We start from the raw sequence: 21,320 nt of genomic DNA, 5'->3' as shown, positions 1-21,320 counted from the left end.
CAGGACTTTTTTCTCCTTTTGGCAGTGTTATATTACCACAAAACGGGCCAAATTTCAAGTCTTGCAGTTCCAGCGCCGCAGGTGTATCCTCTAAGAATCTTTTCAAGGAGGGATGCACGATGGATGACCTTTCTGCCCTGATCCCGCAGCCAGACCAAATGCAGGCCGCTCTGGCCGAGCTGGCGGAGTGCAACGCTCTGACGGCCGGCTGGGGGCTGTCCCTCTCGCCCGTCCAGATGCGCATGCTGGCGGAATGCCGCCGCTCCGCGCTCCGCGATACCGGTCGGGTGGAGTTCGGGGGCGGCGTACTGAAACAGCTGGTCCGCGCCTTTTGCGCCTCGCCCTATCTGGACCAGGAAAACTACGCGGACACGCTGGCCCAGCTTCAGGCCCTCTTCTACCACTTCAAACAGGAATCGCATGACCGTATCCCAGACGATGAACTCATCGCCGCCATGGCCCAGTGCTTTGACGGCAGGGCCCAAGGCGCGCTGGACGCTCTGGCCGGCCTGACGCCGGAGGAACTGTGCGTTCCGGACCGGGAGGCGCGGTGGGAGCCGGCGCCTTGAGCGGCGGCCTGCCGGAGCGCGCCTTTTCTCCGGAAGAGGCGGCCGCGCTGCGCCAGAAACTCTGGCCGCTTCTGGCGCGGCAGGCGGGGCTTTACACCGGCTGCGGCAGTTCTTCCCTGCCGGAGGACACCGCACGGGAATTGCTCTGCTCCCTGTGCTATACGCTGAAGGTCTGGTTTCAGGCGGGCGGGGCTGCGTCCCAGCCGCTGGCAGACGCCGATCTGGAAGCGGGCCTGCGGCAGGGACAGGCCATACTGGAGCAGAAGTGCCGGCAGGCGCGCCGCCTTTGGATGGCCGTGCGCCACTCTGCTCCGGATCTGAAAAACCGCGCGCTGGCCGATACGCTGGACAGCATCGGCGCCTTTTTCCAGCGGTATGATCTTCGCTTTTTCGCCCATTGCATCCCCTGTGATATCGACTACCCGCTCTGCCGTGCCGTCCCGGAAGCGCTGCCGGGCGTGGACTATATCCTCGCTTACCTGGATCGGCTGGGCATGGAGCACGCCCTGCTGCGTCCCTTTGCCCCCTCCCGGGTCCGCCGCCTGCTGGCGGCCGGCTGCCCCGATCCCGTCGGACTGCTGGTCAACCTCTGTGAGCCGGTGCTCGCCAATGCCGTGGGGCTGACCCTGCTGGGGGAGGACCCCAGGGAGCTGGAAATTACACCGCAGCGCCGTACCCGTTTATGCGAATACTTCGAGCCGCTCCCTCCCCACCGGGCCCGCGCCGCCCTCCGGGACGGAGCTGCCCGACTGTGCGCCGGGCTCGGTCTCCCGACTCCGGCGGCGGACTATTTCATGGATACGGCACAGGCTCTCCACCCCCGCATTGAGGCCGCCCTGCCCAATCGCCTGAACGGGGTGTTCCTCTCACTGGCTCCGTAAGCGTCGCAGCGGCCGGAGCAGCGCGGTCTCTTCCGTGACGTATCGCCTCGGGTACGCACGCTTCTCAGTCCTGCGCGCACGTCCTGTCCGCATTCGGCGCGCCTCCACACGCCTGCAGGCGCGAATTCTGCACGGTCCTTTTCGGCAGAGAGAGCCGGCGCCCTCCGGCGCCGGCTCTCCCGGGAGCTGTAATCGGCTCAGTCCAGCCAGTTATCCTTCTCCTCTGCGTAGAGGGCGGGCAGGATGCGGGACAGGTTGGAAAACTCCTTCACGTTGTGGTGCAGCAGGTTGACCATAGCCTGGGCGGGGATCTGAACCCCGTCGGGGATGCACTTGACGGCCTTGCCGTCGATGATCTGCCAGCCGAACCAGAAGCGGGAGCGCAAAATGCTGCCGCCCTCGCAGGGACGCAGGAAATGGGTCATGACTACCGGCACGTCGGGCATGGTATCGTCGCCGATGACCTGTACGTTGGCGCACACCAGTGCGTTGCACACCTCGGTATCCACCTTGGACTCGTCATAGCCCAGCTCCGAGGGCTTGCGGAAGTGGATGCGCAGCAGATCGGCCTTTCCGGTCCCGATATCCTCCCAGATGTTGTGGATGCTGCCCCAGTGGCGCTCCCGCATGGACTTGCTCAGATCCAACGCCTTGGCGGGATCGTCCAGATAGACGTCGTAGTGATCCTCGTTATCCCAGCAGGCGTAACGCAGACGGTGAATGGGATGCCAGGCAAACCACCAGTCGAACATGACGCCGTCCACGCCGGGGAAAAAGGTCTTGTTGGCGATCAGGCCGGTGCCGTCGCTCATCTGGAACCAGCCGAACTCACCGGGAAGGTCGCCGGGCAGGAACAGGTCGTTTCGGTTATCGATGTGCAGGGCGTTGGCCGGATCTCCCGGGCCCGCGTCGATCAGCTTGTGGCGCTCCGGATCCCCGGCAGCACAATCCTGCAGGTAGTACTTGTAGTAGCTGCGCTTCTTATCTTCGTTGTTAGCGGGTACTTTCTTGGCCATTTCGATCACTCCTTTTGATACTGGAACATCGCCGGTCTGTCCGGCGTCTTCTGGTTCCATAAAGCAGCAAAAGTCATGCCAACCCGCACGAATCGGATCAACGCGCCCGAACCGACCGCCTTTCCGTACGCTTAGGCGCTCGGCCCGGCCGCCGCTTCCCCTTTAAATTGTTTAATCGTCTATACATCTGTTTATATCAACTGTATCGATCCAGAATACAGTCTTCAGGTCTCCCGGTCTACCGACTTCATTTGTTTCAGGTTCCCGATTTTTTGACTGCGCCGGGAGAGTTCCTCCAGCACCGCCTCCAGCGGGATGTTCTGCTGGGCCATCATCACCATCAGGTGGTAGATCAGGTCGGAGATCTCCCCCACCGTCTCCTCCTGCCGGCCGTTCTTCGCGGCGATGATAGTCTCGGAGCACTCCTCCCCCACCTTTTTCAGGATCTTATCCAGGCCCTTGTCAAAGAGATAGCAGGTGTATGAGCCCTCCCGGGGCGTACTCTTCCGGCCCAGGACCACCTGGTAGAGCTCCTGCAGTACGCTGTCGTTCATATCGTTTCCTCCCAAATCGTGTTGAAGAAGCAGGAGCGGCTGCCCGTATGGCAGGTGGGACCGTCCGGCTTGCAGAAATAGAGCAGGGTATCCGTATCACAATCGGTCGCCATCCGTTTGACGTGCAGGTAGTGCCCGGAGGTCCCCCCCTTGTTCCACAGCTCCCGGCGGCTGCGGCTCCAAAACCAGGCGGTATGGGTCTTCAGGGTCAGCTCCACCGCCTCCCGGTTGGTAAAGCCCAGCATGAGCACCTCGCCGGTGTCCGCCTCCTGGATGATCACAGGGATCAGATCGGATTTCACAAAGAGCTGGTCCAGATCAAACGCCATGTTCCTTCACCTCACCGGTATGTTTCTGGTCCGCAGAAAATCCTTCACCTGGGGCACGGTCAATGCCCCGAAGTGGAACAGGGAGGCCGCCAGCGCCGCGTCGCAGCCGGTCTCCTCGAAGACCTGGGCGAAATGCGCCAGGCTCCCGCAGCCGCCGGAGGCGATGACCGGGATCCCCACCGCGCGGGTGACCGCCGCCGTCATGGCCAGGTCGAAGCCCGCCTTGGTCCCGTCGGCGTCCATGGAGGTGAGCAGGATCTCCCCGGCGCCCAGTTCCTGCCCCCGGCGGGCCCACGCCACGGCGTCCAGTCCCGTGGGCTTGCGCCCGCCGTGGACCACCACCTCGTACGTGCCGTCCCCACGGCTTCTGGCGTCGATGGCCAGCACCACGCACTGAGAGCCGAACCGCTCCGCGGCCCGGGCGATCAGCGTGGGGTCGTCCACCGCGGCGGAGTTGACGCTGATCTTATCCGCACCCGCCCGCAGCAGCCGCCGGAAGCCCTCCAGGGTGCGGATGCCGCCCCCCACGGTCAGCGGCACGAAAACCTGCTCCGCCGTGCGTTCCACCACGTCGGCCACCGTGTCCCGCGCATCGCTGGTGGCGGTGATATCCAGAAAGACGATCTCATCCGCCCCCTGGTCGGAATAGTATCGGGCCAGCGCTACCGGATCGCCCGCGTCCCGGATGTGGACGAAATTGACGCCTTTCACCACCCGGCCGTCCCGCACGTCCAGGCAGGGAATGATCCGCTTTGCTAACATAACCGTCCCTCCCGATACCGGCCGCTCTGCACAGGGCCGCGCCGCGGCGGCCCTGCCATGACCGGCTTTTCCGCGCCGCCGAAGCCCGGAAGCGTCCCTTTCATGTCTGTGCCCCGGCCGCCGCCACCGCGGCCGCCAGATCGATGGTCCCGGCATAATAAGCCTTGCCGATGATCGCCCCGTACAGGCCCATATCCCGCAGTCGCTTGATATCGTCCAGCTCCGTCACGCCGCCGCTGGCCACCAGATCGCAGGAGACCGCCTTCTGCAGCGCCGCCAACCGGTCAAAGGAGGGGCCCGTCAACATTCCATCGGTGGCAATATCTGTAAAGATAATCACCTTTACACCTATATCTTCCATAGACCGGGCGAATTCCAAATAATCCAGCCCGGAGGACTCTACCCATCCGGCGGTCTTGACGATGCCGTCCAGGGCGTCGATCCCAACGGCGATCCGCGCTCCATAACGTTCCACGGCGGCGCGGACGAAAGCCGGATCGCGGACGGCGGCAGAGCCGATGACCATACGGGACACCCCCATGGCGTCGGCCGCCTCCAGGTCGGCCATGGAGCGCATGCCGCCTCCCAGCTCTACCCGCAGGCCGGAACGCTCCGCCACGGCACGGACAATCGCGCCGTTTTTCCGCTCGCCGCTCCTGGCCCCGTCCAGATCCACCATGTGGAGATACCGGGCGCCCGCATCGGCAAAGGCCGCGGCGGTGCGCTGCGGATCCTCCGCCACCGGATGTACGGTATCAAAATCTCCTTTGTAAAGCCGCACGACCTTACCGTCTTGCAAATCAATGGCCGGTAAAACGATCATCGGTTCAACCCTCCGAAATTCCGCAAAATCTGCAGTCCCGCCTCCCCGCTTTTCTCCGGGTGGAACTGGCAGCCGTACACATTGCCGTGGCTCACCGCCGCCACAAGCGAGGGGCCGTACTCCGTCCGGGCGATCACGTCGGTCTCATGCTCGGCCACGCCGCAAAAACTGTGGACGAAATAGACCCAGGCGCCCTCCTCCAGTCCCTGGAACAGCGGAGAGTGATTCTGGAGGCTCAGGCTGTTCCAGCCGATATGGGGGAGCTTTCGGTCCGTCTTGATCCGCCGGACGCTTCCATGGACCAGACCAAGGCCGCTGCATTCCCGTACCTCTTCCCCCACGTCGAACAAAAGCTGCATGCCCAGACAGATGCCCAAAATGGGCTTTTTCGCCGCCTGACGGACCAGTACCCGGTCCAGGCCCGGTCCGCGCAGGCGTTCCGCCGCGTCGGGAAACGCGCCCACACCCGGCAGAATGATGGCGTCGGCGCGCTCCAGCACAGCCTCATCGCCGGTGATGCAGGTATCCAAGCCGAGGTAGCGCATGGCGTTGGTAACGCTTTTCAGGTTGCCCACGCCGTAATCCACGATAGCGGTATAGCTCATGTCTGTATGCCTCCTTCCAGCCGCTGAAGAAGGACTGTCTTTTCCCGGCGGTCATAGCCCGCCCTCTCATAAAAGGCGGGGGCGCCCGCCTCTTTGGCGCCGGTCAGCGGCATGATCTCGGTGCAATTTGCCTTCCGGGCCAGCGCCCCGGCCGCGGCCTGACAGGCCCAGGCCCAGCCCCTTCGCCGGTGATCCCTGCGGGCGGGCATATGTCCCACCAGGCCCCAGGACCGCAGCCGCCGGGTCAGATCGGGGATCCTCACCAGGGCGCGGAAGGCCCGCAGCGTCCCGTTCTCCGCCGCCATCACAGGACTCCCTTGGTGGAGGTGACGCCGGTGCCGGTGACCGTGACGGCCTCCTTTATCGCCACCCCCAGGGCCTTGAACAGGGCCTCGGTGATGTGGTGGGCGTTGGAGCCGTAGCGGCATTTCATATGTAAGGTCAAGCCGCTGTTGAACGCGAAGGCCCGCAGGAACTCCTCGGTGAGGCAGGACTCATAATCGCCCATCCTGGACTGGGGCATCTGCGCATCAAAGACCAGGAACGGCCGGTTGGAGAAGTCCAGGGCCGCGAAGCACAGGGCCTCGTCCATGGGGATGCAGGCGGAGGCGAACCGGCGGATGCCCTTCCGGTCCCCAAGGGCATGGTTCAAAGCCTGGCCCAGGACGATGCCGGTGTCCTCCACCGTGTGGTGGCCGTCCACCTCCAGGTCCCCCGCGGCCTCCAGCTCCAGGCCGAAGCCGGCGTAGAAGGCCAGGGCGGTGAGCATATGGTCAAAAAAGCCGATGCCGGTGGATACCCGCACCTCGCCCCCGTCCAGGCAGAGGTTCACGGCGATCTGGGTCTCTTTGGTCTTGCGTTCAATGGAATAGGCCCGGCTGGGGGCCTCTCCCGCCCGGTACACAGGCACTTTCACGGAAATTCCTCCTCGTTCCACAGTTTTATTCAAAGCGTACCCGGATGGAGTTGGCGTGGGCCGTCAGGTGTTCGCTCTCCGCCAGGGTGACGATCTGCCCGGCGATGGGGGCGAGGCTGGCGCGGTCATATTGGATGACGCTCATGGTCTTGAGGAAGCTGTCCACACTCAACGGCGAGAAAAACCGCGCCGTCCCCGAGGTGGGAAGCACGTGGTCAGGGCCCGCCAGGTAGTCCCCCAGAGGCTCCGGCGACCAGGCCCCCAGAAAGACCGCTCCCGCGTTGCGGATGGCGGGCAGCAGGGCGCGCGGGTCCGCAGTCATGATCTCCAGGTGCTCCGGGGCGATCTCATTGGCCAGCTGCGCGGCCTGTTCCAGGTCCCGGCACACGATGGCGCAGCCGAAGTCCCGCAGGGCGCACTCCATGATCTCAGAGCGGCTGAGGTACCCGGTCTGCCGGACGAGCTCGGCGTCCACCGCCTGTGCCAACGCGGCGCTGGTGGTCAGCAGCACGGCGGAGGCCAGCTTGTCGTGCTCCGCCTGGCTCAGCAGGTCGGCGGCCACATCCTTGGGCCGGGCGGTCTCGTCCGCGATGACCAGCACCTCCGAGGGGCCGGCCACCATGTCGATGTCCAGCGTGCCGTAGGCCATACGCTTGGCGGCGGCCACATAGGCGTTGCCCGGTCCCACCAGCTTATCCACCCGGGGAATAAAGCCCGCGCCATAGGTGAGCGCCGCCACCGCCTGGGCGCCGCCCACGGCGATCACCCGGTCCACCCCGGCGATCTTTGCCGCGGCCAGCACGGCGTGGTTCAGATTCCCCGTAGGCGGGGTGACCATCACGATTTCCTCCACCCCGGCCACCTTGGCGGGCACTGCGTTCATCAGCACGGAGGAGGGATAGGCCGCCGTCCCGCCGGGCACATAGACGCCCACCCGCTTCAGCCCCCGTACGATGCGGCCGACCACGCCGCCGTCGGGAGAGCTCCACTCCAGCGTGTGGGAGAGCAGCTTTTCGTTGTAGTCCCGGATGTTGGCCGCGGCGTGCTCCAGGGCCGCGATCAGCGCCCCGGGGCAGGCGGCATAGGCCGCGTCCAGCTCCTCCCGGCGGATCTCCCGCGGCTCGGCGTGGTCAAAGCACAGGGAGTAGTCCCGCACGGCTGAAAACCCGTTTTCCTTTACCGTATTAAAAATCTCAGCGACAGCCGCCTCGATGGCCGCATTGGCCTGCGCCTGCCGGGCGCGCATGGCGGAGATGACCTGCTGCTCCGCCCTGCCGTCCGCCGTTACGATCTGAATCATTTCCGCTTCTCCAATTCCGCCTCACAACGGGCAATAAAATCCTCGATTTCCGTCTGATACAGCTTCATGCTGGCCGTGTTTACGATCAGGCGGGCGCTCACCTGCGCCACGTCCTCGATGGGGGTCAGCCCGTTTTCCCGCAGCGTGGCCCCGGTCTCCACGATATCCACGATAGCATCCGCCAAATCCAGAATGGGGGCCAGCTCCACACTGCCCTCGATCTTGATGATATCCACGTCCATGCCCTTCTTCTCGAAGAAGGCGCGGGCCACATTGGGATATTTGCTGGCGATCCGCCGGGTCTTGTAAGTACCGTAGAAGTCGCTCCCCTCCTTCACCGCCAGGGCAAAGCGGCAGCGGCCAAAGCCCAGGTCCAGCACCTCGTAAAAGGACTTGCCCTGCTCCAGGATGGTGTCCTTGCCCACGATACCCAGGTCGCATACGCCGTGTTCCACGTAGGTGATCACATCGGGGGCCTTGGCCAGCACCGCGTCCAGCGGATAGTTGGGGATGGAATGGATCAGCCGACGTCCGGGATTTCGAATGGGGGAACCGTCCAGGCCCATGGCCTCGAAGAGCTCCACGCTTTTGTCCTGCAGGCGCCCTTTCGTCAGCGCCAGGCGCAGACGGTTTGTGTTCATGGTCATGGCACATCCACCAGCCTCTCCCCTTGCTGCTCCAGCACCAGCACACGGGCGGCCCCCTTCTCCCTGGCCAGGGACAGCGTGGCCTCCAGCGTTTCGCAGGGGGAGAGTTCGCAGGTCCCCCCCGCCCGGCCGTCCACCGCCGTCAGCGCCCGGGCGAGCTGGCCCGGCGCAAAGTGGACCAATACCCCCAGCCGGGGCGGCTCCCCCGCGCTCAGGCAGCCTGCCACCGCGTCCACGTCGATGGCAAATCCGGTGGCAGGCGCGTTGCGTCCAAAGGCGGCCACCAGGCCGTCGTACCGGCCGCCGGAGAGAACGGCGTCCCCCGCCCCCTCCACATAGCCCCGGAAGACCACGCCGGTATAATAGTCGATCTGGTGGACCAGACCCAGGTCAAAGCGGAGGAAGTCTCCGTATCCGGCGGCTTCCAGTTCCCGGCACAGGTCGTGCAGGTAGGTCAGCGCCTCGTTTTTCCCCGCGAGACGCTGCGCTTCCTCCAGCACCTCCACCCCGCCGAACAGGCGGGAAAGCCTCGCCAGCGCGGCACAGGCGCTCCGGTCGGCATAGGGCTCCAGCAGGTCTCCCAATGCGGCAAAATTCTTTCCCTCAATGAGCGCGCGCATCTTTTCCACGGTCTCCCCATCCATCTCCATACCGGCGGCCAGGGATTTGAAAAATCCGGCATGGCCCAGCTCAATGTGAAAGCGCTCCAGCCCGCAGGAGCGCAGGGCGTCCACCGCCAGGGCCACGACCTCCAGGTCTGCCTTGGCGCCGGCGGCGCCGATCAGCTCCACGCCGCACTGGGCGATCTCTCCGCTGCTGCCCCGGTGCTCCGCCCCGGAGCGGAAGACCGTTTCATCGTAATAAAGCCGCTGGGGCAAGGGCAGGGTCTTCAGCTTGGTGGCCGCCACCCGCGCGATGGGCGTGGTGCAATCCGGCCGCATCACCAGTATCCTGCCGCTGCGGTCGACGATCTTCAGCATAGCCTCCTGGGGCATGGGATTGCCCGACTGGAGGAACAGGTCATAAAACTCCACCTCGGGGGTGGAGACCTCCGCATAGCTCCGGCGGCGAAAGAGGGCGGTCAGGGCATTTTGCACCCGCCGCCGGTCCCTGCACTCGGCAAACAGCCGGTCCCGGGTCCCTTCGGGGGTATTGATGGTGTACTTCACAGGGCATCTCCCCTTTTACTTTAACGCGTTACCACGCTAATATACTATATTTCCTGCCGCTTGTCAAGCGATTGCCGTCCTTTTGCGGCAAGGCCGAATAAACTTCCGTCCCTCCGGCGCAGGAGCGCCGCCTTGCCGCCGTCCCGCTGCTTTTGTCAGCGGAAGGGCACGGGGGGCGTTTGCCCCCCGTGCCCTTCCGCTGACGCTTTCCGGCAGCATGGCACATTTCGCCGTCCCCGGCAAGCCCGTCCGACATCCGGTATGGCCCGCAAACGCCTCCGGCGTTTGCGGGGACCTGTTTTCCTTCCCCTGCCGGGCGAGCGGAATCCGCCCCACAGCAGGGTTTTGCCGTGCAACCCCCTTGGACGCCGCCGGCGCGGCGAAGGACGGCATGCCGCCCGTCAAAACAGCGTAATCTGGCTGGTATCCGGCATGGCCCCGGAAAGCCAACGGCTTTCCGGGGGGCCCGGTTTCGTTCACCTGTGGGGCGGAATGGATCCGCCCCACAGCAAGGTTTTGCCGTGCAAAACCCTTGGACGCCGCCGGCGCGGCGAAGGACGGCATGCCGCCCGTCAAAACAGCGTAATCTGGCTGGTATCCGGCATGCCGTCCAGAGCGCCGGCGGCCTTGAGCTGTTCGATATGGGTCTTGGACACCTTGGGACACGCGGCGGAGAACTCCTCGATGGAAATAAACTGCTTGCCCTCCCGCTGTTCCATGATGGACCAGGCCGCCGTCTCGCCCAAACCCGGAATCGAAGTAAAGGGCGGAAGCAGGCTCTTCTTTTCCCGGTCCATCAGGAAATTGAGCGCGTGGGAGCGGTAGAGGTCCACATGCTCGAAGTGAAAGCCCCGGAGGTAAAACTCGTAGACCACCTCCAGCGTGACCAGCATATCCTCCTCCACCGCCGAGGGGTTCTCCTTGCTCTTGATCTCTCTCATCTTCGCCTTGCAGGCGTCCATCCCCCAACACATGCAGGTGGCGTCGAAGGCCTTGGCCCGGATGGAGAAATAGGCGGCGTAGAAGGCCAGCGGTTCATGGACCTTGAACCAGGCAATGCGGAACGCCATCATCACGTAGGCCACCGCATGGGCTTTGGGGAAGAGATATTTGATCTTCTTGCAGGAGCCGATGTACCACTCCGGCACCCCCGCGGCGATCATTTCCTCCTCCGCACCGTCGGGCAGGCCCCGGCCCTTCCGCACCGCCTCCATGATCTTGAAGGAACGCTTTTCCGGCATGCCGCAGGAGATCAAGAAGAGCATGATATCGTCGCGGCAGCCGATGGCCTGGCCGACCGGGATCCCCTGATCCACGATCAGATCCTTGGCGTTGCCCAGCCACACGTCGGTCCCATGGGAAAAGCCGGACAGCCGGACCAGGATATCGAATTCGCTGGGCTGGGTATCCACCAGCATGCCCCGGACGAAGGAAGTACCGAACTCCGGGATGGCCACCGCGCCGGTGGGGCCCAGAACCGGGTCGTCCACAAAGCCCAGCACTTCGGAGGAGGTGAAGATGCTCATGGTCCCCGCGTCGTCCAGGGGGATCTTCTGGGGGTCTACCCCGGTCAGATCCTGGAGCATGCGGATCATGGTGGGGTCGTCGTGTCCCAGCATATCCAGCTTTAAAAGGTTGGACTCCATGGAGTGATATTCAAAATGGGTGGTGACGATATCGGTGCCCGTATCGTCCGCCGGATGCTGCACCGGGCAGAAATCGTAGATCTCCCGGTTCTGCGGGATGACCACCATGCCGCCGGGGTGCTGGCCGGTGGTGCGCTTGACGCCGGTACAGCCCTGGGCCAGGCGGTTTTCTTCCGCCCGCGTGGCGTGCATGCCCCGCTCATCCATATACTTCTTCACATAGCCGAAGGCCGTTTTTTCCGCCACGGTGCCGATGGTGCCCGCCCGGAACACGTGGGTCTGCCCGAAGAGCTCAAAGGTATAGCGGTGGGCGTTGGCCTGGTACTCGCCGGAGAAATTCAGGTCGATATCGGGCACCTTGTCGCCGCCAAAGCCCAAAAAGGTCTCAAAGGGGATATTGAAGCCGTCCTTCTCATACCGCGCGCCGCACACGGGACATGCGGCGTCCGGCATATCCGCGCCGCAGCCCGCCCCCAGCTGCTTTGCGCTCTCGAAGTCAGAGTGCTTGCACTTGGGACAGCGGTAATGGGGGGGCAGGGAATTGACCTCCGTGATGCCCGACATGAAGGCCACCAGAGAGGAACCCACCGAGCCCCGGGAGCCTACCAGGTAGCCGTGAGCCAGAGAATCCTGCACCAGCTTCTGCGCGGACATGTAGATCACGTCGTATTTACACTTGATGATATCCCCCAGCTCGGCGTTGATCCGGTCCAAGACGATCTGAGGCGGCTGCTCTCCGTAAAGGGCTTTCGCTTTCTCCCAGACCAGCCGGGTCAGCTCCTCTGCGGAGTTCTCGATCTTGGGGGCGAACAGGCCCTTGGGCAGGGGCGCCACGTCCTCGCACCAGTCGGCCACCAGGTTGGTGTTGCGCACCACCACGTTGTAGGCCTCCTCCTTCCCCAGGTAGGAAAACTCCTCCAGCATCTCCGTGGTGGTCTTGAAGTAAATGGGCAGGCTGGAATCCGCATCCTCAAAGCCCTTGGAGGCCAGCAGCACATGGCGGTAGATCTCGTCCTCCGGGTCCAAAAAATGCACGTCTCCGGTGGCGCATACCGGCTTGTCCAGGGCGCGGCCCAGCGCCACGATGGTACGGTTGAAGTCCCGGATCTCCTCCTCGCTCTTCACAATGCCCTTGCGCAGCATAAAGGCGTTGTTGCACACCGGCTGGATCTCCAGAAAGTCGTACCAGGAGGCGATGCGCTTGAGCTCGTCGAAGTCCTTGCGCTTGACGACCGCCTCGTAAAGCTCTCCCGCTTCACAGGCAGAGCCCAAAATCAGCCCCTCCCGGAACTGATTGATCGCGCTCTTGGGCATGATGGGATAGCGCTTGAAATGCTCCAGGTGGGCGTCGGAGATGAGCCGGTACAGGTTGCGCAGGCCCAGCTGGTTCTTGGCCAGCACGATCAGGTGCTTGGGCTGGCGGCGTGCCTTGCCGCCCCCCCGCAGCTGGGTCATGGCGGGGTTGATCTGCCGGAGGGTATGTACGCCTCTGTCCTCCAGCATCTTAAAAAACGGGACCAGCATGTAGCCCACTGTGGCCGCGTCGTCGTAGGCACGGTGATGGTTGAAGGCAGGCAGGTTCAGGTGGCCCGCCACAAGATCCAGCTTGTATTTGCCCAGCTCGGGCAGCAGATTCTGGGCCAGGATCAGCGTATCGATGGAGGTCGGCGCAAAAGGGCGGCCCATTCTGCGGCAGCCCTCGGCGATAAAGCCAAGGTCGAATTCCGCGTTATGGGCGGCCAGCGGCCGGCCGGCCGCGAAGTCCAGGAAGGCCCCGATGGCCTCGGCCTGGGAGGGGGCGCCCTCCAGCATCGCGTCGGTGATGCCGGTCAGCTCGCTGATTTCCCGGGAAAGGGGGCGGCCCGGGTCGGCAAACGTGGAAAACTGCTCGGTCACCCGGCCGTCCCGCAGCACCACCGCGCCGATCTCGGTAATCGCGTCGGTCCGCTTGTCCAATCCGGTGGTCTCGATATCGAAGCAGACGATCTCGCCGGTAAAATCCTGCTCCCCTTCCCCGTGGACCACCACCCGGTCGTCCACATCATTGATGTAATAGGCCTCCACACCGTAGAGGACCTTGATCTTTTTGGCGGAGTGCCAGGCGTCCGGGAACGCCTGGGCCACGCCGTGATCCGTGATGGCAATGGCCCGGTGCCCCCAGGCCTCCGCCCGTTTCACCACGTTTTTGTCCGGCCCGGCCTTGGGACTGACCTGGGTCAGGGCGTCCATAGCGGACATGGTGGTATGCAGGTGCAGTTCCACCCGCTTTTCCGGTGCGTCGTCGGTCTTCTGCGCTTTCTGTCCCTCCATGATGGCATACGGCTCTAGCACCATGTCGCCGGTAAAGCGGTCGATGTTCAGCTTGCCCTGGAGGTACAGATGCTGGCCCTTTTTTACCCCGTCCACGATGGCCTTTCCCTCGTCGCCGGGAAAAAACTTGGACACCCGCACCGAGCCGGTATAGTCGGTCACATCGAAGCAGACGACCCAGGCCCCCCGCTTTTTCAGCTCCCGGTGGTCCACGGCGAAGACGTCGCCCTTGACCACCACCGTCCCCATGTCCAGCTCCAGGGACCCCATGGGGACGGGCTCCTTCTTGATGGCATGCTGGCCGTAGATCAGCTGCTTTTTCCCCCCTGCGGATTTGGGGGCATGCTCCTTCGGCCTGGCCAGCTTGAGCTTTTTCAGGGCCTCCCGCCGGATCGCCTCGGTACGGGCGAAGGGGTCGTCGGCCGTGACAACGGCGGCGGGCGGCGGCGCGGCCGCCTGCTCCCGCTCTGAAGCCGGCAGGGGCGGCGCCGCGCTCCCCTCCGTCAGGTCCAGCTCCACCCGCTCCACCCGGTAGGCCAGGGCCAGGCTGCGCTCCAGCATGGCTTTTACCGGCGCTTCCGGCGCACGGGCGCACTCCACCTCCGCGCGGATGGAACGGGCGGCCTTGTCGACGACCGCGCGGGTCACCATGAGCCCCTCCGCGATCCCGGCCAGCTCGCCGCCCGGCTTCCAGGCGGAAAACAATGTTAGAAACGGTATCTTCTGTGCTTCCGGCATGGTTCCAATTCTCTCCTAAACTCCAGTCCGGGCGGCCCTGTGCCGCCCCTGCAGGTGGTAAATGCGGGCAGGCCGGCGGCGGCGGAACGGCAAACGGCGGCAGGGCCGTCCTTTCGCCGGTACTCCGGCCGGCACGCGCATCACAGCGTGTCGATCAGCAAAAACAGCTCGTCCACCAGCGCCTGCTGGGGAACCTTTTTCACGATCTCGCCCTTACGGAACAAAAGGCCCTCGCCGTCTCCGCCGGCGATGCCCACATCGGCGGCGGACGCCTCGCCGGGACCGTTGACCACGCACCCCATCACCGCCACGGTGATGGGCTTATGGACCCCCTTCAGCCGCTCCTCCACCTGGCCGGCCAGGCCGATCAGGTCGATGCGGGTGCGCCCGCAGGTGGGACAGGCGATCAGATCGGGCTCCCCCCGCTCCAGGCCCACCGCCTTCAAGATATCCTTTGCCGCGCGAACCTCCTCCACCGGGTCGGCGGAGAGGGACACCCGGAGCGTGTCTCCGACGCCGAGGGCCAGCAGGCCCCCGATCCCCACGGCCGATTTGAGCGTACCCATACGCAGGGTGCCCGTCTCGGTCACGCCGAGGTGCAGCGGATAATCGCTTTCCTCCGCCATCCGGCGGTAGGCCGCCATGGTGACCGGTACGCTGGAGGACTTGAGGGACACGCAGATATCGGTAAAGTCGTACCGCTCCAGCAGGGCAATGTGGCCGAAGGCGGACTCCACCAGCGCTTCGGCGGTCACTCCGCCGTATTTCGCCAGGATGGGCTTTTCCAGCGAGCCGCCGTTGACTCCGATGCGGATGGGGACGCCGCGCCGCCGGCAGGCTTGGGCCACCGCTTTCACCCGGTCTTCTCCGCCGATGTTGCCGGGGTTGATGCGCACCTTGTCGCACCCCGCCGCAATGCATTCCAGGGCCAGCCGGTAGTCGAAGTGGATATCCACCACCAGCGGGATGGAAATGCGCTCCCGAATGGCGCCCACGGCCCGTGCGGCGGCCCGGTCGGGCACCGCCACCCGGACGATCTGGCAGCCCGCCGCCTCCAGGCGCCGGATCTGCTCCACGGTGGCCGCCACGTCGTCGGTGCGGGTGTTGGTCATGGACTGGATGCTCACCGGGGCGCCGCCGCCCACAGGAACGCCGCCGACCAAAATCTGTTTTGTCACTGTCCCGTCCCCCTCAGAAGAGCTTGACGACGTCGCTCACTGCCACCACCACCATCAATCCGATGAGGCAGCAGAACCCCGCCATATTGATATAGCCCAGATATTTTTGATTGATGCGCCGCCGGGTGAGCCGGTGCCACACGCCGTCCACCACCAGGAACAAAATCTGTCCGCCGTCCAGGGCCGGGATGGGCAGCAGGTTCATCACCGCCAAATTGATGGCGATGAAGGCCACAAAATTCAGGATATTCCGGACGGCCTCGCCCGCGCTCTCCGATTGGGCGCCCATCTCCCCCATGGCGTTGACAATCCCGATGGGGCCCGACATATCCCGCACCCCCACCGCGCCGGTGATCAGATCGCCCAGGCTCATCCACACCATACGCACATAGCTCACCGACTGATACCAGGCGTTCTTCAGCTTGAGGCCCAGCGTGGCCTCCTCCACCTGTCCGATATAGACGCCCCGCTTCTGGACTTGCTGGCCGTTCGCATCCGTCAGGGTGCGCACCGGCATGCTTACGCCGTTCAGCGTCACGCGCGCGCCGTCCCGGATCACCTCCAGGTCCACAGTGTCGCCCGCCCGGTCCAGATAGAGCAGCGCGTCGGCATTAAAATAGATGCGGTGGCCGTCCACCCGGTACAGCCGGTCGCCGGGCAGCAGGCCGGTCTGCTGAAGGTCCTCCGCGCCGGGCATATAGCCGGTGACCACCGGGGCCACGAACCCCTCCACCTGGGAAAAGAGGGCCAGGATCAGAACCACCCCGGCCGCAAAATTGAAGAAGGCCCCGGCCACCAGGATGAAAAACCGCTTCCAGGCGGGCTTGTTCCCAAAGGCCCTGGGGTCGTCGGAGTCCTCCCCCTCCCCCTCCATGGCGCAGAAGCCGCCGATGGGAAAGGCCCGGAGGGAATAGGACGTCTCCCCGCTCCGGCGGGAAAACAGCTGCGGCCCCATGCCGATGGCGAACTCGTTGACCCGGACTCCCAGCGCCTTGGCGGCAATAAAGTGGCCGAATTCATGGATGGCGATGAGCAGGCCGAACATCAGGACGGCGATGAGGATATAAACGATGGTCATAGAACGCTCCTTATTCATTGGGCGGATGCATCCGGGGCCGCCGTGGCCCTAAGGCCCCGGATGGGCTAAAAAGCGGTTTGGACCGGCCGGAGGAAAGCGGCGCAGCAGCAGACGGTGGCCCCGCCGCACCCGGGCGCTACGAAATCGCGATGGCGCGGGCCGCGGCGTCGGCCTCCAGAATATCCTCCAGCGTAGGCGCCTGGACCGCCGGCACCCCACGCAGCGCACGCTCCACCCGTTCCCCAATCCCGCCGAAGGAGCAGCGTCCGGCCAAAAACAGCCCCACCGCCGCCTCGTTGGCTCCGTTGAGCGCCGCCGTGGCCGTACCGCCGGTACGGGCGGCTTCCAACGCCAGGCGCAGGCAGGGAAACGCCTCGTAATCCGGTGCGCAGAAGGTCAGCGGCGGGCAGGACAGCAGGTCCAGCGGCTTTGCCGCCGCCGCCGTCCGCTCCGGCCACGTAAGGGCGTACTGGATCGGCAGGCGCATGTCGGGCGCGCCCAGCTGAGCCAGCACCGCATTATCACAGTATTCCACCAGGGAGTGGACTATACTCTCCCGATGGATCACAATGGAGATTTTTTCCGGCGGCATGCAATACAGCCGCATGGCCTCGATGAACTCCAGGCCCTTGTTCATGAGGGTGGCCGAATCAATGGTGATCTTGGCCCCCATGGACCAGTTGGGGTGCTTGAGCGCCTGCTCCCGGGTGGCGCGGGACACGCGCGTCCGGTCCCAGCCGAAGAAGGGCCCGCCGGAGGCGGTGAGGATCAGGCGCTTCACCTCTCCCCGGTCCCGGCAGCCCTGAAGGCACTGAAAAATGGCGGAATGCTCCGAATCCACGGGAACGAGCCGGGCGCCGCAGCGCTGCGCCTCGTCCAGCACCAGTTCCCCGGCGCATACCAGGGTCTCCTTATTGGCCAGGGCGACGCGCTTGCCCGCGCGGACGGCGGCCAGCGTAGGGCGCAGACCCACCATACCCACTACGGCGGTCAGTACGGTATCGGCCCCCTCCAGGGACGCCGCTTCCAGCAGCCCCTCCATGCCGGAGGCCACCCGCACCTGCGTATCCGCCAGCCGGACGCGCAGGTCGGCGGCGGCCGTCTCATCCATCAGCACGGCAAGCTCCGGAGCAAAGGCCCGGCACTGCGCCTCCAGCCGCTCCACATCCCGGTTGGCCGTCAGCGCGGCCACAGTCATGCCACAGGCGGCAATCACCTCCAGTGACTGCCGCCCGATGGAACCGGTAGAACCCAGCAGCGCGATCCTTCTGCTCATGCGCCCACCCCCACGGCGGGCAGGATGCGGATCAGAAGCTCGATCAGCGGGGCGCAGAAAATCACGCTGTCGAAGCGGTCCAGCACACCGCCATGCCCCGGGAAAATGTTGCCGAAGTCCTTGATGCCGTATTCCCGCTTGATATAGGAGAAGGACAGGTCCCCCAGCTGGGAGACCACGCTGCCCAGCGCGCCGTAGAGGGCCAGGGCGGCATAACTTACCTGCCAGCGGAAAGCGAACTGGAGCAGCGCGCCGTAGAGCACGCTGCACACCACCGCCCCAGCAAAGCCGCCCACAGCGCCCTCCACCGTCTTTTTGGGCGAGAGCTCCGGCGCCAGCTTATGCCTGCCGAACGCCATGCCGGCAAACAGGGCGAACGCGTCGCTGATAAAGGCCACGATAAAAGGCAGCACCACCAGCGCCTCCCAATTGCCCATCAGGCGGATGCGCAGGAAGGAGGACAGGAAAAAGGGGATGAAGACCGACAGGAAAAACGCCCCGCCCATCTTTTCCAGCGTGATGCGCTTGCGGCTGGCGATGGCCTCACAGAACAGCAGCAGCACGTAGACGAACAATCCGCACAGGGCGGGCAGCGGACGGCCGTCGTAGTAGACCCAGAAGGGGATCAGGCCCGCCAGCAAAATGGAGTAGCCGGAAATGCGGGGATGCTTCAAAAAGCTGGTGGACCACAGGGCCTCATGCACCGCGATCATGGAGAGGGCGGCGATGATGATCGGCAGGATGATGGGCCAGACCGGGGATACCCCATAGATCGCCGCCAGCAGCAGCGGGATAAAGATCACCGCCACCAGGACACGTTTCCCCACTCAAACACCTCCAAAACGGCGGGAGCGGCTCTGATAAGCCGCCAACGCCCGATGCAGCTCGTCTTTGGAAAAGTCGGGCCACAGCACGTCGGTAAAATAGAATTCCGCATAGGCGGACTGCCAGAGCAGGAAGTTGGAAATACGTACTTCCCCGCTGGGCCGGATGATCAGATCGGGATCGGGCACCCCGGCGGAGAACAGATACTGTCCAAAGGCCGCCTCGTCCAGAAAGCCCGGAGCGGTCTCCCCCGCGGCGCAGGCGGCGGCAAACGCCTTACACGCCCGAATGATCTCGTCCCGGCCGCCATAGTTGAGACAGATGTTCACCTGCACGCCGTCGTAGTGCTTTGCGATCTCCTCCGTGCGCTCGCACAGCTCCCGCAGTTCCCGGGGCAGCGGCGTCAGGTCCCCGAAAAATTTCATCTTCACCCGGTCCCGCTCCATGCGGCCGATGGCCTCCAGCAGGTACTTCTTCAGCAGGCCCATGATGGCGGAGACCTCCTCCGCGGGGCGTTTCCAGTTTTCGGTTGAAAAGGCGTACACCGTCAGATACTCCAGGCCGATGTCCTTGCAGTAGGTGGCGATCGTACGGAAGGTCTCCGCCCCGGCCGCGTGACCTGCCGTACGGGGCAGGCCGCGCTTTTTCGCCCAGCGCCCGTTGCCGTCCATGATGATGGCCACATGCCGGGGCAGGCGCTCAAAATCCACCTGAGGCACAGGGGCCTGCTTTGGTTTTAAAAATGCCATATTCCATCCTACCCGGTCCAATAATAGTGTGCGGGACACCGCCGTGCCCCGCACAGCCCCCGATCCCGGGGGCAACGGGGGCGAAGGCCCCCAAAACACGCCGCAGCGTGCCGATCCTTTACCGTTTCCCGCCGGACCTTAAGGCACGGCCGTCTCCCAAAGGCGGCGGCAGACGCGCCGCGGCCGCGCCTGCGGCGCCCGGAAGGGCTCACACCGCCATGAGCTCCGTTTCCTTCTTCGCCGTCAGCTCGTCGATCTGCTTGCAGCGCTTCTCAGTCAGGTCCTGGAGCTCTTTTTCGAACTCCTTGCGGTCATCCTCGGTGATCTCAGACTTCTTCTCCATGGCCTTGAACTTGTCCATGGCGTCCCGCCGGATGTTGCGGATGGCCACTTTCCCGTTTTCGCCGTACTTTTTGACCTGTTTGGTCAGTTCCTTGCGGCGCTCCTCCGTGAGCTGGGGGAAGGCCAGGCGGATAACGCGGCCGTCGTTCTGGGGATTGATGCCCAGATCGGAGGACTGGATGGCCTTTTCAATGGCCTTGAGCAGGCTTGCGTCCCAGGGCTGGATCATCAGGCTGCGGGGATCGGGCGAGGAGATGGCCGCCACCTGATTGATCGGGGTGGCGGTGCCGTAATAGTCCACGGTGATCTTATCCAGCACGGCGGCGTTGGCCCGCCCGGCCCGGACGCTGGCGAAATCGCCCATGACCACCTCGATGGTCTTCTGCATCTTTGCGTCGAATTCCTGATTGACTTCCTTCATCTCACGGTTCCTCCTTGACAATCGTTCCTATTTTTTCACCCAGGACCACCCGCAGAATGTTCTCAGGGTCCTTCAGGGCAAAGAGGATCACTGGGATCTTATTGTCCATGGACAGGGACGTGGCGGTGGAGTCCATCACCTCCAGATGCTTGGCCAGCACGTCGTCGTAGGTGATAGTATCGTATTTGACCGCGCTGGGGTCCTTCCGGGGGTCGGCGCTGTACACGCCGTCGATATTCTTGGCCAGCAGGATGGCGTCGGCGTCGATCTCAGCCGCCCGCAGCACAGCCGCAGTATCGGTGGAAAAGAAGGGGTTGCCCGTGCCGCAGCCAAAGATGACCACGCGGCCCTTCTCCATATGCCGGATCGCCTTGGAGCGGATGTAGGGCTCTGCGATGGAGCGCATTTCGATGGCGGTCTGCACGCGCACATCCACGCCCTTCTGCTCCAGCACGTCCGCTACGGCCAGTGCGTTGATGGTGGTGGCCAGCATGCCCATATGGTCGGCCCTGGTACGCTCCATCCGGTCGCCGCCGTCCTTCAGGCCACGCCAGAAATTACCGCCGCCGACCACAACGCCCACCTGGACGCCCAGATCTACACACTTTTTGATCACGTCGCATACGCTGCCGATCACGTCGAAATCCAGCCCGCGGCTTGCCTCCCCTGCCAGAGCCTCGCCGCTGACCTTCAGAAGCACCCGCCTGTACTGCGGTTCGCTCATAGTTCCAACCCCTTCTGCATGGTATTTTGATCCTCCCTATTTTAATATAGTTTTCCACTTTTGCATAGAGGCTAGGCTAAAGTTTTTACAATTTGTTCGCAATCCTTTCCCCGTAAAAAACCGCCGGGAAGCTTCGCTTCCGCCGGCCGGGACGCGCCGCCCTCTTGCCGGATCCCCGGACTGCCCCGCAGCGGCCAAAGAACGCGGAGCACGGAAAAGTGCCGGACACGCCTGTGTCCGGCACTCGAAAGCCCTCTGCGATCTGCTTGCCCAGCTGCTTGGCGATCTCCTCGGCGAAGTTCGCTCCCCACCCGGCACATGCCGGGCGGGGGCCCCGGATTTTGATAAGGTAAAATAAGTTGCGCAAATATAAAAGAGGATAAAAAGAGACATGGTTTGCAGAACTCTGGTAGAATGAAGTTGCGACACACCATTCTGAAAGGAGTCTGTAAACCATGTCCG

22 protein-coding genes are annotated in these 21,320 nt (G+C 64.1%); 2 read left to right on the top strand and 20 right to left on the bottom strand.

All coding sequences use genetic code 11. From position 1 onward, the window contains the following. The first annotated feature begins 119 nt into the window (after window positions 1-119). A complete protein-coding gene (locus H8S57_RS14350; protein WP_186908714.1) occupies window positions 120-569 on the top strand; it encodes a DUF6323 family protein in 450 nt (149 codons plus the stop codon). Further along, window positions 566-1,450, top strand: coding sequence for a DUF6179 domain-containing protein (locus H8S57_RS14345; RefSeq protein ID WP_186908713.1), 885 nt, complete (start codon window positions 566-568; stop codon window positions 1,448-1,450). Before H8S57_RS14350 ends, H8S57_RS14345 begins: the two co-directional genes overlap by 4 nt. A gap of 197 nt (window positions 1,451-1,647) precedes the next feature. Here H8S57_RS14345 and H8S57_RS14340 read toward each other — a convergent pair whose 3' ends face one another. The 20 genes from H8S57_RS14340 to H8S57_RS17130 form a co-directional block, all read right to left on the bottom strand. Further along, window positions 1,648-2,466 carry a DAPG hydrolase family protein gene (locus H8S57_RS14340; RefSeq protein ID WP_186908712.1) on the bottom strand — a complete coding sequence of 273 codons (819 nt, stop codon included), beginning with the start codon at window positions 2,464-2,466 and terminating at the stop codon, window positions 1,648-1,650. A 224-nt stretch (window positions 2,467-2,690) separates the two neighbouring features. After that, window positions 2,691-3,020 carry a phosphoribosyl-ATP diphosphatase gene (gene hisE, locus H8S57_RS14335; protein WP_186908711.1) on the bottom strand — a complete coding sequence of 110 codons (330 nt, stop codon included), beginning with the start codon at window positions 3,018-3,020 and terminating at the stop codon, window positions 2,691-2,693. Next, window positions 3,017-3,349: a phosphoribosyl-AMP cyclohydrolase gene (gene hisI / locus H8S57_RS14330; RefSeq protein ID WP_186908710.1), complete on the bottom strand. Its 333-nt coding sequence runs from the start codon at window positions 3,347-3,349 to the stop codon at window positions 3,017-3,019. Before hisI ends, hisE begins: the two co-directional genes overlap by 4 nt. Window positions 3,350-3,355: 6 nt before the next feature. Beyond that, complete coding sequence (gene hisF, locus H8S57_RS14325; RefSeq protein ID WP_186908709.1) at window positions 3,356-4,111, bottom strand: imidazole glycerol phosphate synthase subunit HisF; 756 nt, start codon at window positions 4,109-4,111, stop codon at window positions 3,356-3,358. A 100-nt stretch (window positions 4,112-4,211) separates the two neighbouring features. Beyond that, complete coding sequence (hisA, locus tag H8S57_RS14320; protein ID WP_186908708.1) at window positions 4,212-4,934, bottom strand: 1-(5-phosphoribosyl)-5-[(5-phosphoribosylamino)methylideneamino]imidazole-4-carboxamide isomerase; 723 nt, start codon at window positions 4,932-4,934, stop codon at window positions 4,212-4,214. Continuing rightward, a complete protein-coding gene (hisH, locus tag H8S57_RS14315; protein WP_186908707.1) occupies window positions 4,931-5,539 on the bottom strand; it encodes an imidazole glycerol phosphate synthase subunit HisH in 609 nt (202 codons plus the stop codon). Before hisH ends, hisA begins: the two co-directional genes overlap by 4 nt. Beyond that, on the bottom strand, window positions 5,536-5,844 hold the full coding sequence (locus H8S57_RS14310) for a hypothetical protein (RefSeq protein WP_186908706.1): 309 nt from the start codon (window positions 5,842-5,844) through the stop codon (window positions 5,536-5,538). The genes hisH and H8S57_RS14310 overlap by 4 nt, the downstream gene beginning before the upstream one ends. Next, a complete protein-coding gene (gene hisB, locus H8S57_RS14305) occupies window positions 5,844-6,455 on the bottom strand; it encodes an imidazoleglycerol-phosphate dehydratase HisB (protein WP_369807634.1) in 612 nt (203 codons plus the stop codon). The genes H8S57_RS14310 and hisB overlap by 1 nt, the downstream gene beginning before the upstream one ends. A gap of 25 nt (window positions 6,456-6,480) precedes the next feature. Next, entirely contained in the window at window positions 6,481-7,755 is a 1,275-nt protein-coding gene (gene hisD / locus H8S57_RS14300; RefSeq protein ID WP_186908705.1) for a histidinol dehydrogenase, read from the bottom strand. Next, window positions 7,752-8,396 (bottom strand): ATP phosphoribosyltransferase, encoded by a 645-nt coding sequence (hisG, locus tag H8S57_RS14295; protein ID WP_186908725.1) that lies wholly within the window; start codon window positions 8,394-8,396, stop codon window positions 7,752-7,754. Before hisG ends, hisD begins: the two co-directional genes overlap by 4 nt. Before the next feature lie 2 nt (window positions 8,397-8,398). After that, complete coding sequence (hisZ, locus tag H8S57_RS14290; protein WP_186908704.1) at window positions 8,399-9,571, bottom strand: ATP phosphoribosyltransferase regulatory subunit; 1,173 nt, start codon at window positions 9,569-9,571, stop codon at window positions 8,399-8,401. Between the two features lie 572 nt (window positions 9,572-10,143). Beyond that, entirely contained in the window at window positions 10,144-14,265 is a 4,122-nt protein-coding gene (locus H8S57_RS14285; RefSeq protein ID WP_186908703.1) for a PolC-type DNA polymerase III, read from the bottom strand. Window positions 14,266-14,405: 140 nt separating this feature from the next. Further along, window positions 14,406-15,443, bottom strand: a complete 1,038-nt coding sequence (ispG, locus tag H8S57_RS14280) for a flavodoxin-dependent (E)-4-hydroxy-3-methylbut-2-enyl-diphosphate synthase (protein WP_186908702.1) — start codon at window positions 15,441-15,443, stop codon at window positions 14,406-14,408. Window positions 15,444-15,456: 13 nt separating this feature from the next. Continuing rightward, the gene (locus tag H8S57_RS14275; RefSeq protein WP_186908701.1) at window positions 15,457-16,521 is read right to left on the bottom strand and encodes a M50 family metallopeptidase; all 1,065 of its coding nucleotides are present in this window, start codon (window positions 16,519-16,521) and stop codon (window positions 15,457-15,459) included. A 136-nt stretch (window positions 16,522-16,657) separates the two neighbouring features. After that, a complete protein-coding gene (locus tag H8S57_RS14270) occupies window positions 16,658-17,797 on the bottom strand; it encodes a 1-deoxy-D-xylulose-5-phosphate reductoisomerase (protein WP_186908700.1) in 1,140 nt (379 codons plus the stop codon). Then, on the bottom strand, window positions 17,794-18,624 hold the full coding sequence (locus H8S57_RS14265) for a phosphatidate cytidylyltransferase (protein ID WP_186908699.1): 831 nt from the start codon (window positions 18,622-18,624) through the stop codon (window positions 17,794-17,796). Before H8S57_RS14265 ends, H8S57_RS14270 begins: the two co-directional genes overlap by 4 nt. Then, window positions 18,625-19,371: an undecaprenyl pyrophosphate synthase gene (uppS, locus tag H8S57_RS14260; protein WP_186908698.1), complete on the bottom strand. Its 747-nt coding sequence runs from the start codon at window positions 19,369-19,371 to the stop codon at window positions 18,625-18,627. A 208-nt stretch (window positions 19,372-19,579) separates the two neighbouring features. Further along, complete coding sequence (gene frr / locus H8S57_RS14255; RefSeq protein ID WP_186908697.1) at window positions 19,580-20,134, bottom strand: ribosome recycling factor; 555 nt, start codon at window positions 20,132-20,134, stop codon at window positions 19,580-19,582. A gap of 1 nt (window position 20,135) precedes the next feature. Continuing rightward, entirely contained in the window at window positions 20,136-20,858 is a 723-nt protein-coding gene (gene pyrH, locus H8S57_RS14250) for a UMP kinase (RefSeq protein WP_186908696.1), read from the bottom strand. Window positions 20,859-20,943: 85 nt separating this feature from the next. Beyond that, the coding region (locus H8S57_RS17130; RefSeq protein WP_207723813.1) for a hypothetical protein at window positions 20,944-21,320 on the bottom strand (377 nt) is incomplete at its 5' end.

Source organism: Lawsonibacter hominis (assembly GCF_014287895.1).
In the GTDB taxonomy this organism is placed as follows: domain Bacteria; phylum Bacillota; class Clostridia; order Oscillospirales; family Oscillospiraceae; genus Lawsonibacter_A; species Lawsonibacter_A hominis.
Note: the sequence above shows the minus strand (reverse complement) of the source record. Positions and strands in the feature narration are given on the sequence as shown.

Bases quoted from the DNA above. Each gene is read 5' to 3' on its own strand.
- hisA (WP_186908708.1), bottom strand. From the start codon at position 4,934: ATGATCGTTTTACCGGCCATTGATTTGCAAGACGGTAAGGTCGTGCGG.
- H8S57_RS14275 (WP_186908701.1), bottom strand. From the start codon at position 16,521: ATGACCATCGTTTATATCCTCATCGCCGTCCTGATGTTCGGCCTGCTC.
- hisH (WP_186908707.1), bottom strand. From the start codon at position 5,539: ATGAGCTATACCGCTATCGTGGATTACGGCGTGGGCAACCTGAAAAGC.
- H8S57_RS14270 (WP_186908700.1), bottom strand. From the start codon at position 17,797: ATGAGCAGAAGGATCGCGCTGCTGGGTTCTACCGGTTCCATCGGGCGG.
- H8S57_RS14350 (WP_186908714.1), top strand. From the start codon at position 120: ATGGATGACCTTTCTGCCCTGATCCCGCAGCCAGACCAAATGCAGGCC.
- hisE (WP_186908711.1), bottom strand. From the start codon at position 3,020: ATGAACGACAGCGTACTGCAGGAGCTCTACCAGGTGGTCCTGGGCCGG.
- uppS (WP_186908698.1), bottom strand. From the start codon at position 19,371: ATGGCATTTTTAAAACCAAAGCAGGCCCCTGTGCCTCAGGTGGATTTT.
- H8S57_RS14310 (WP_186908706.1), bottom strand. From the start codon at position 5,844: ATGGCGGCGGAGAACGGGACGCTGCGGGCCTTCCGCGCCCTGGTGAGG.
- pyrH (WP_186908696.1), bottom strand. From the start codon at position 20,858: ATGAGCGAACCGCAGTACAGGCGGGTGCTTCTGAAGGTCAGCGGCGAG.
- frr (WP_186908697.1), bottom strand. From the start codon at position 20,134: ATGAAGGAAGTCAATCAGGAATTCGACGCAAAGATGCAGAAGACCATC.
- hisF (WP_186908709.1), bottom strand. From the start codon at position 4,111: ATGTTAGCAAAGCGGATCATTCCCTGCCTGGACGTGCGGGACGGCCGG.
- hisG (WP_186908725.1), bottom strand. From the start codon at position 8,396: ATGAACACAAACCGTCTGCGCCTGGCGCTGACGAAAGGGCGCCTGCAG.
- hisI (WP_186908710.1), bottom strand. From the start codon at position 3,349: ATGGCGTTTGATCTGGACCAGCTCTTTGTGAAATCCGATCTGATCCCT.
- hisD (WP_186908705.1), bottom strand. From the start codon at position 7,755: ATGATTCAGATCGTAACGGCGGACGGCAGGGCGGAGCAGCAGGTCATC.
- H8S57_RS14285 (WP_186908703.1), bottom strand. From the start codon at position 14,265: ATGCCGGAAGCACAGAAGATACCGTTTCTAACATTGTTTTCCGCCTGG.
- H8S57_RS14340 (WP_186908712.1), bottom strand. From the start codon at position 2,466: ATGGCCAAGAAAGTACCCGCTAACAACGAAGATAAGAAGCGCAGCTAC.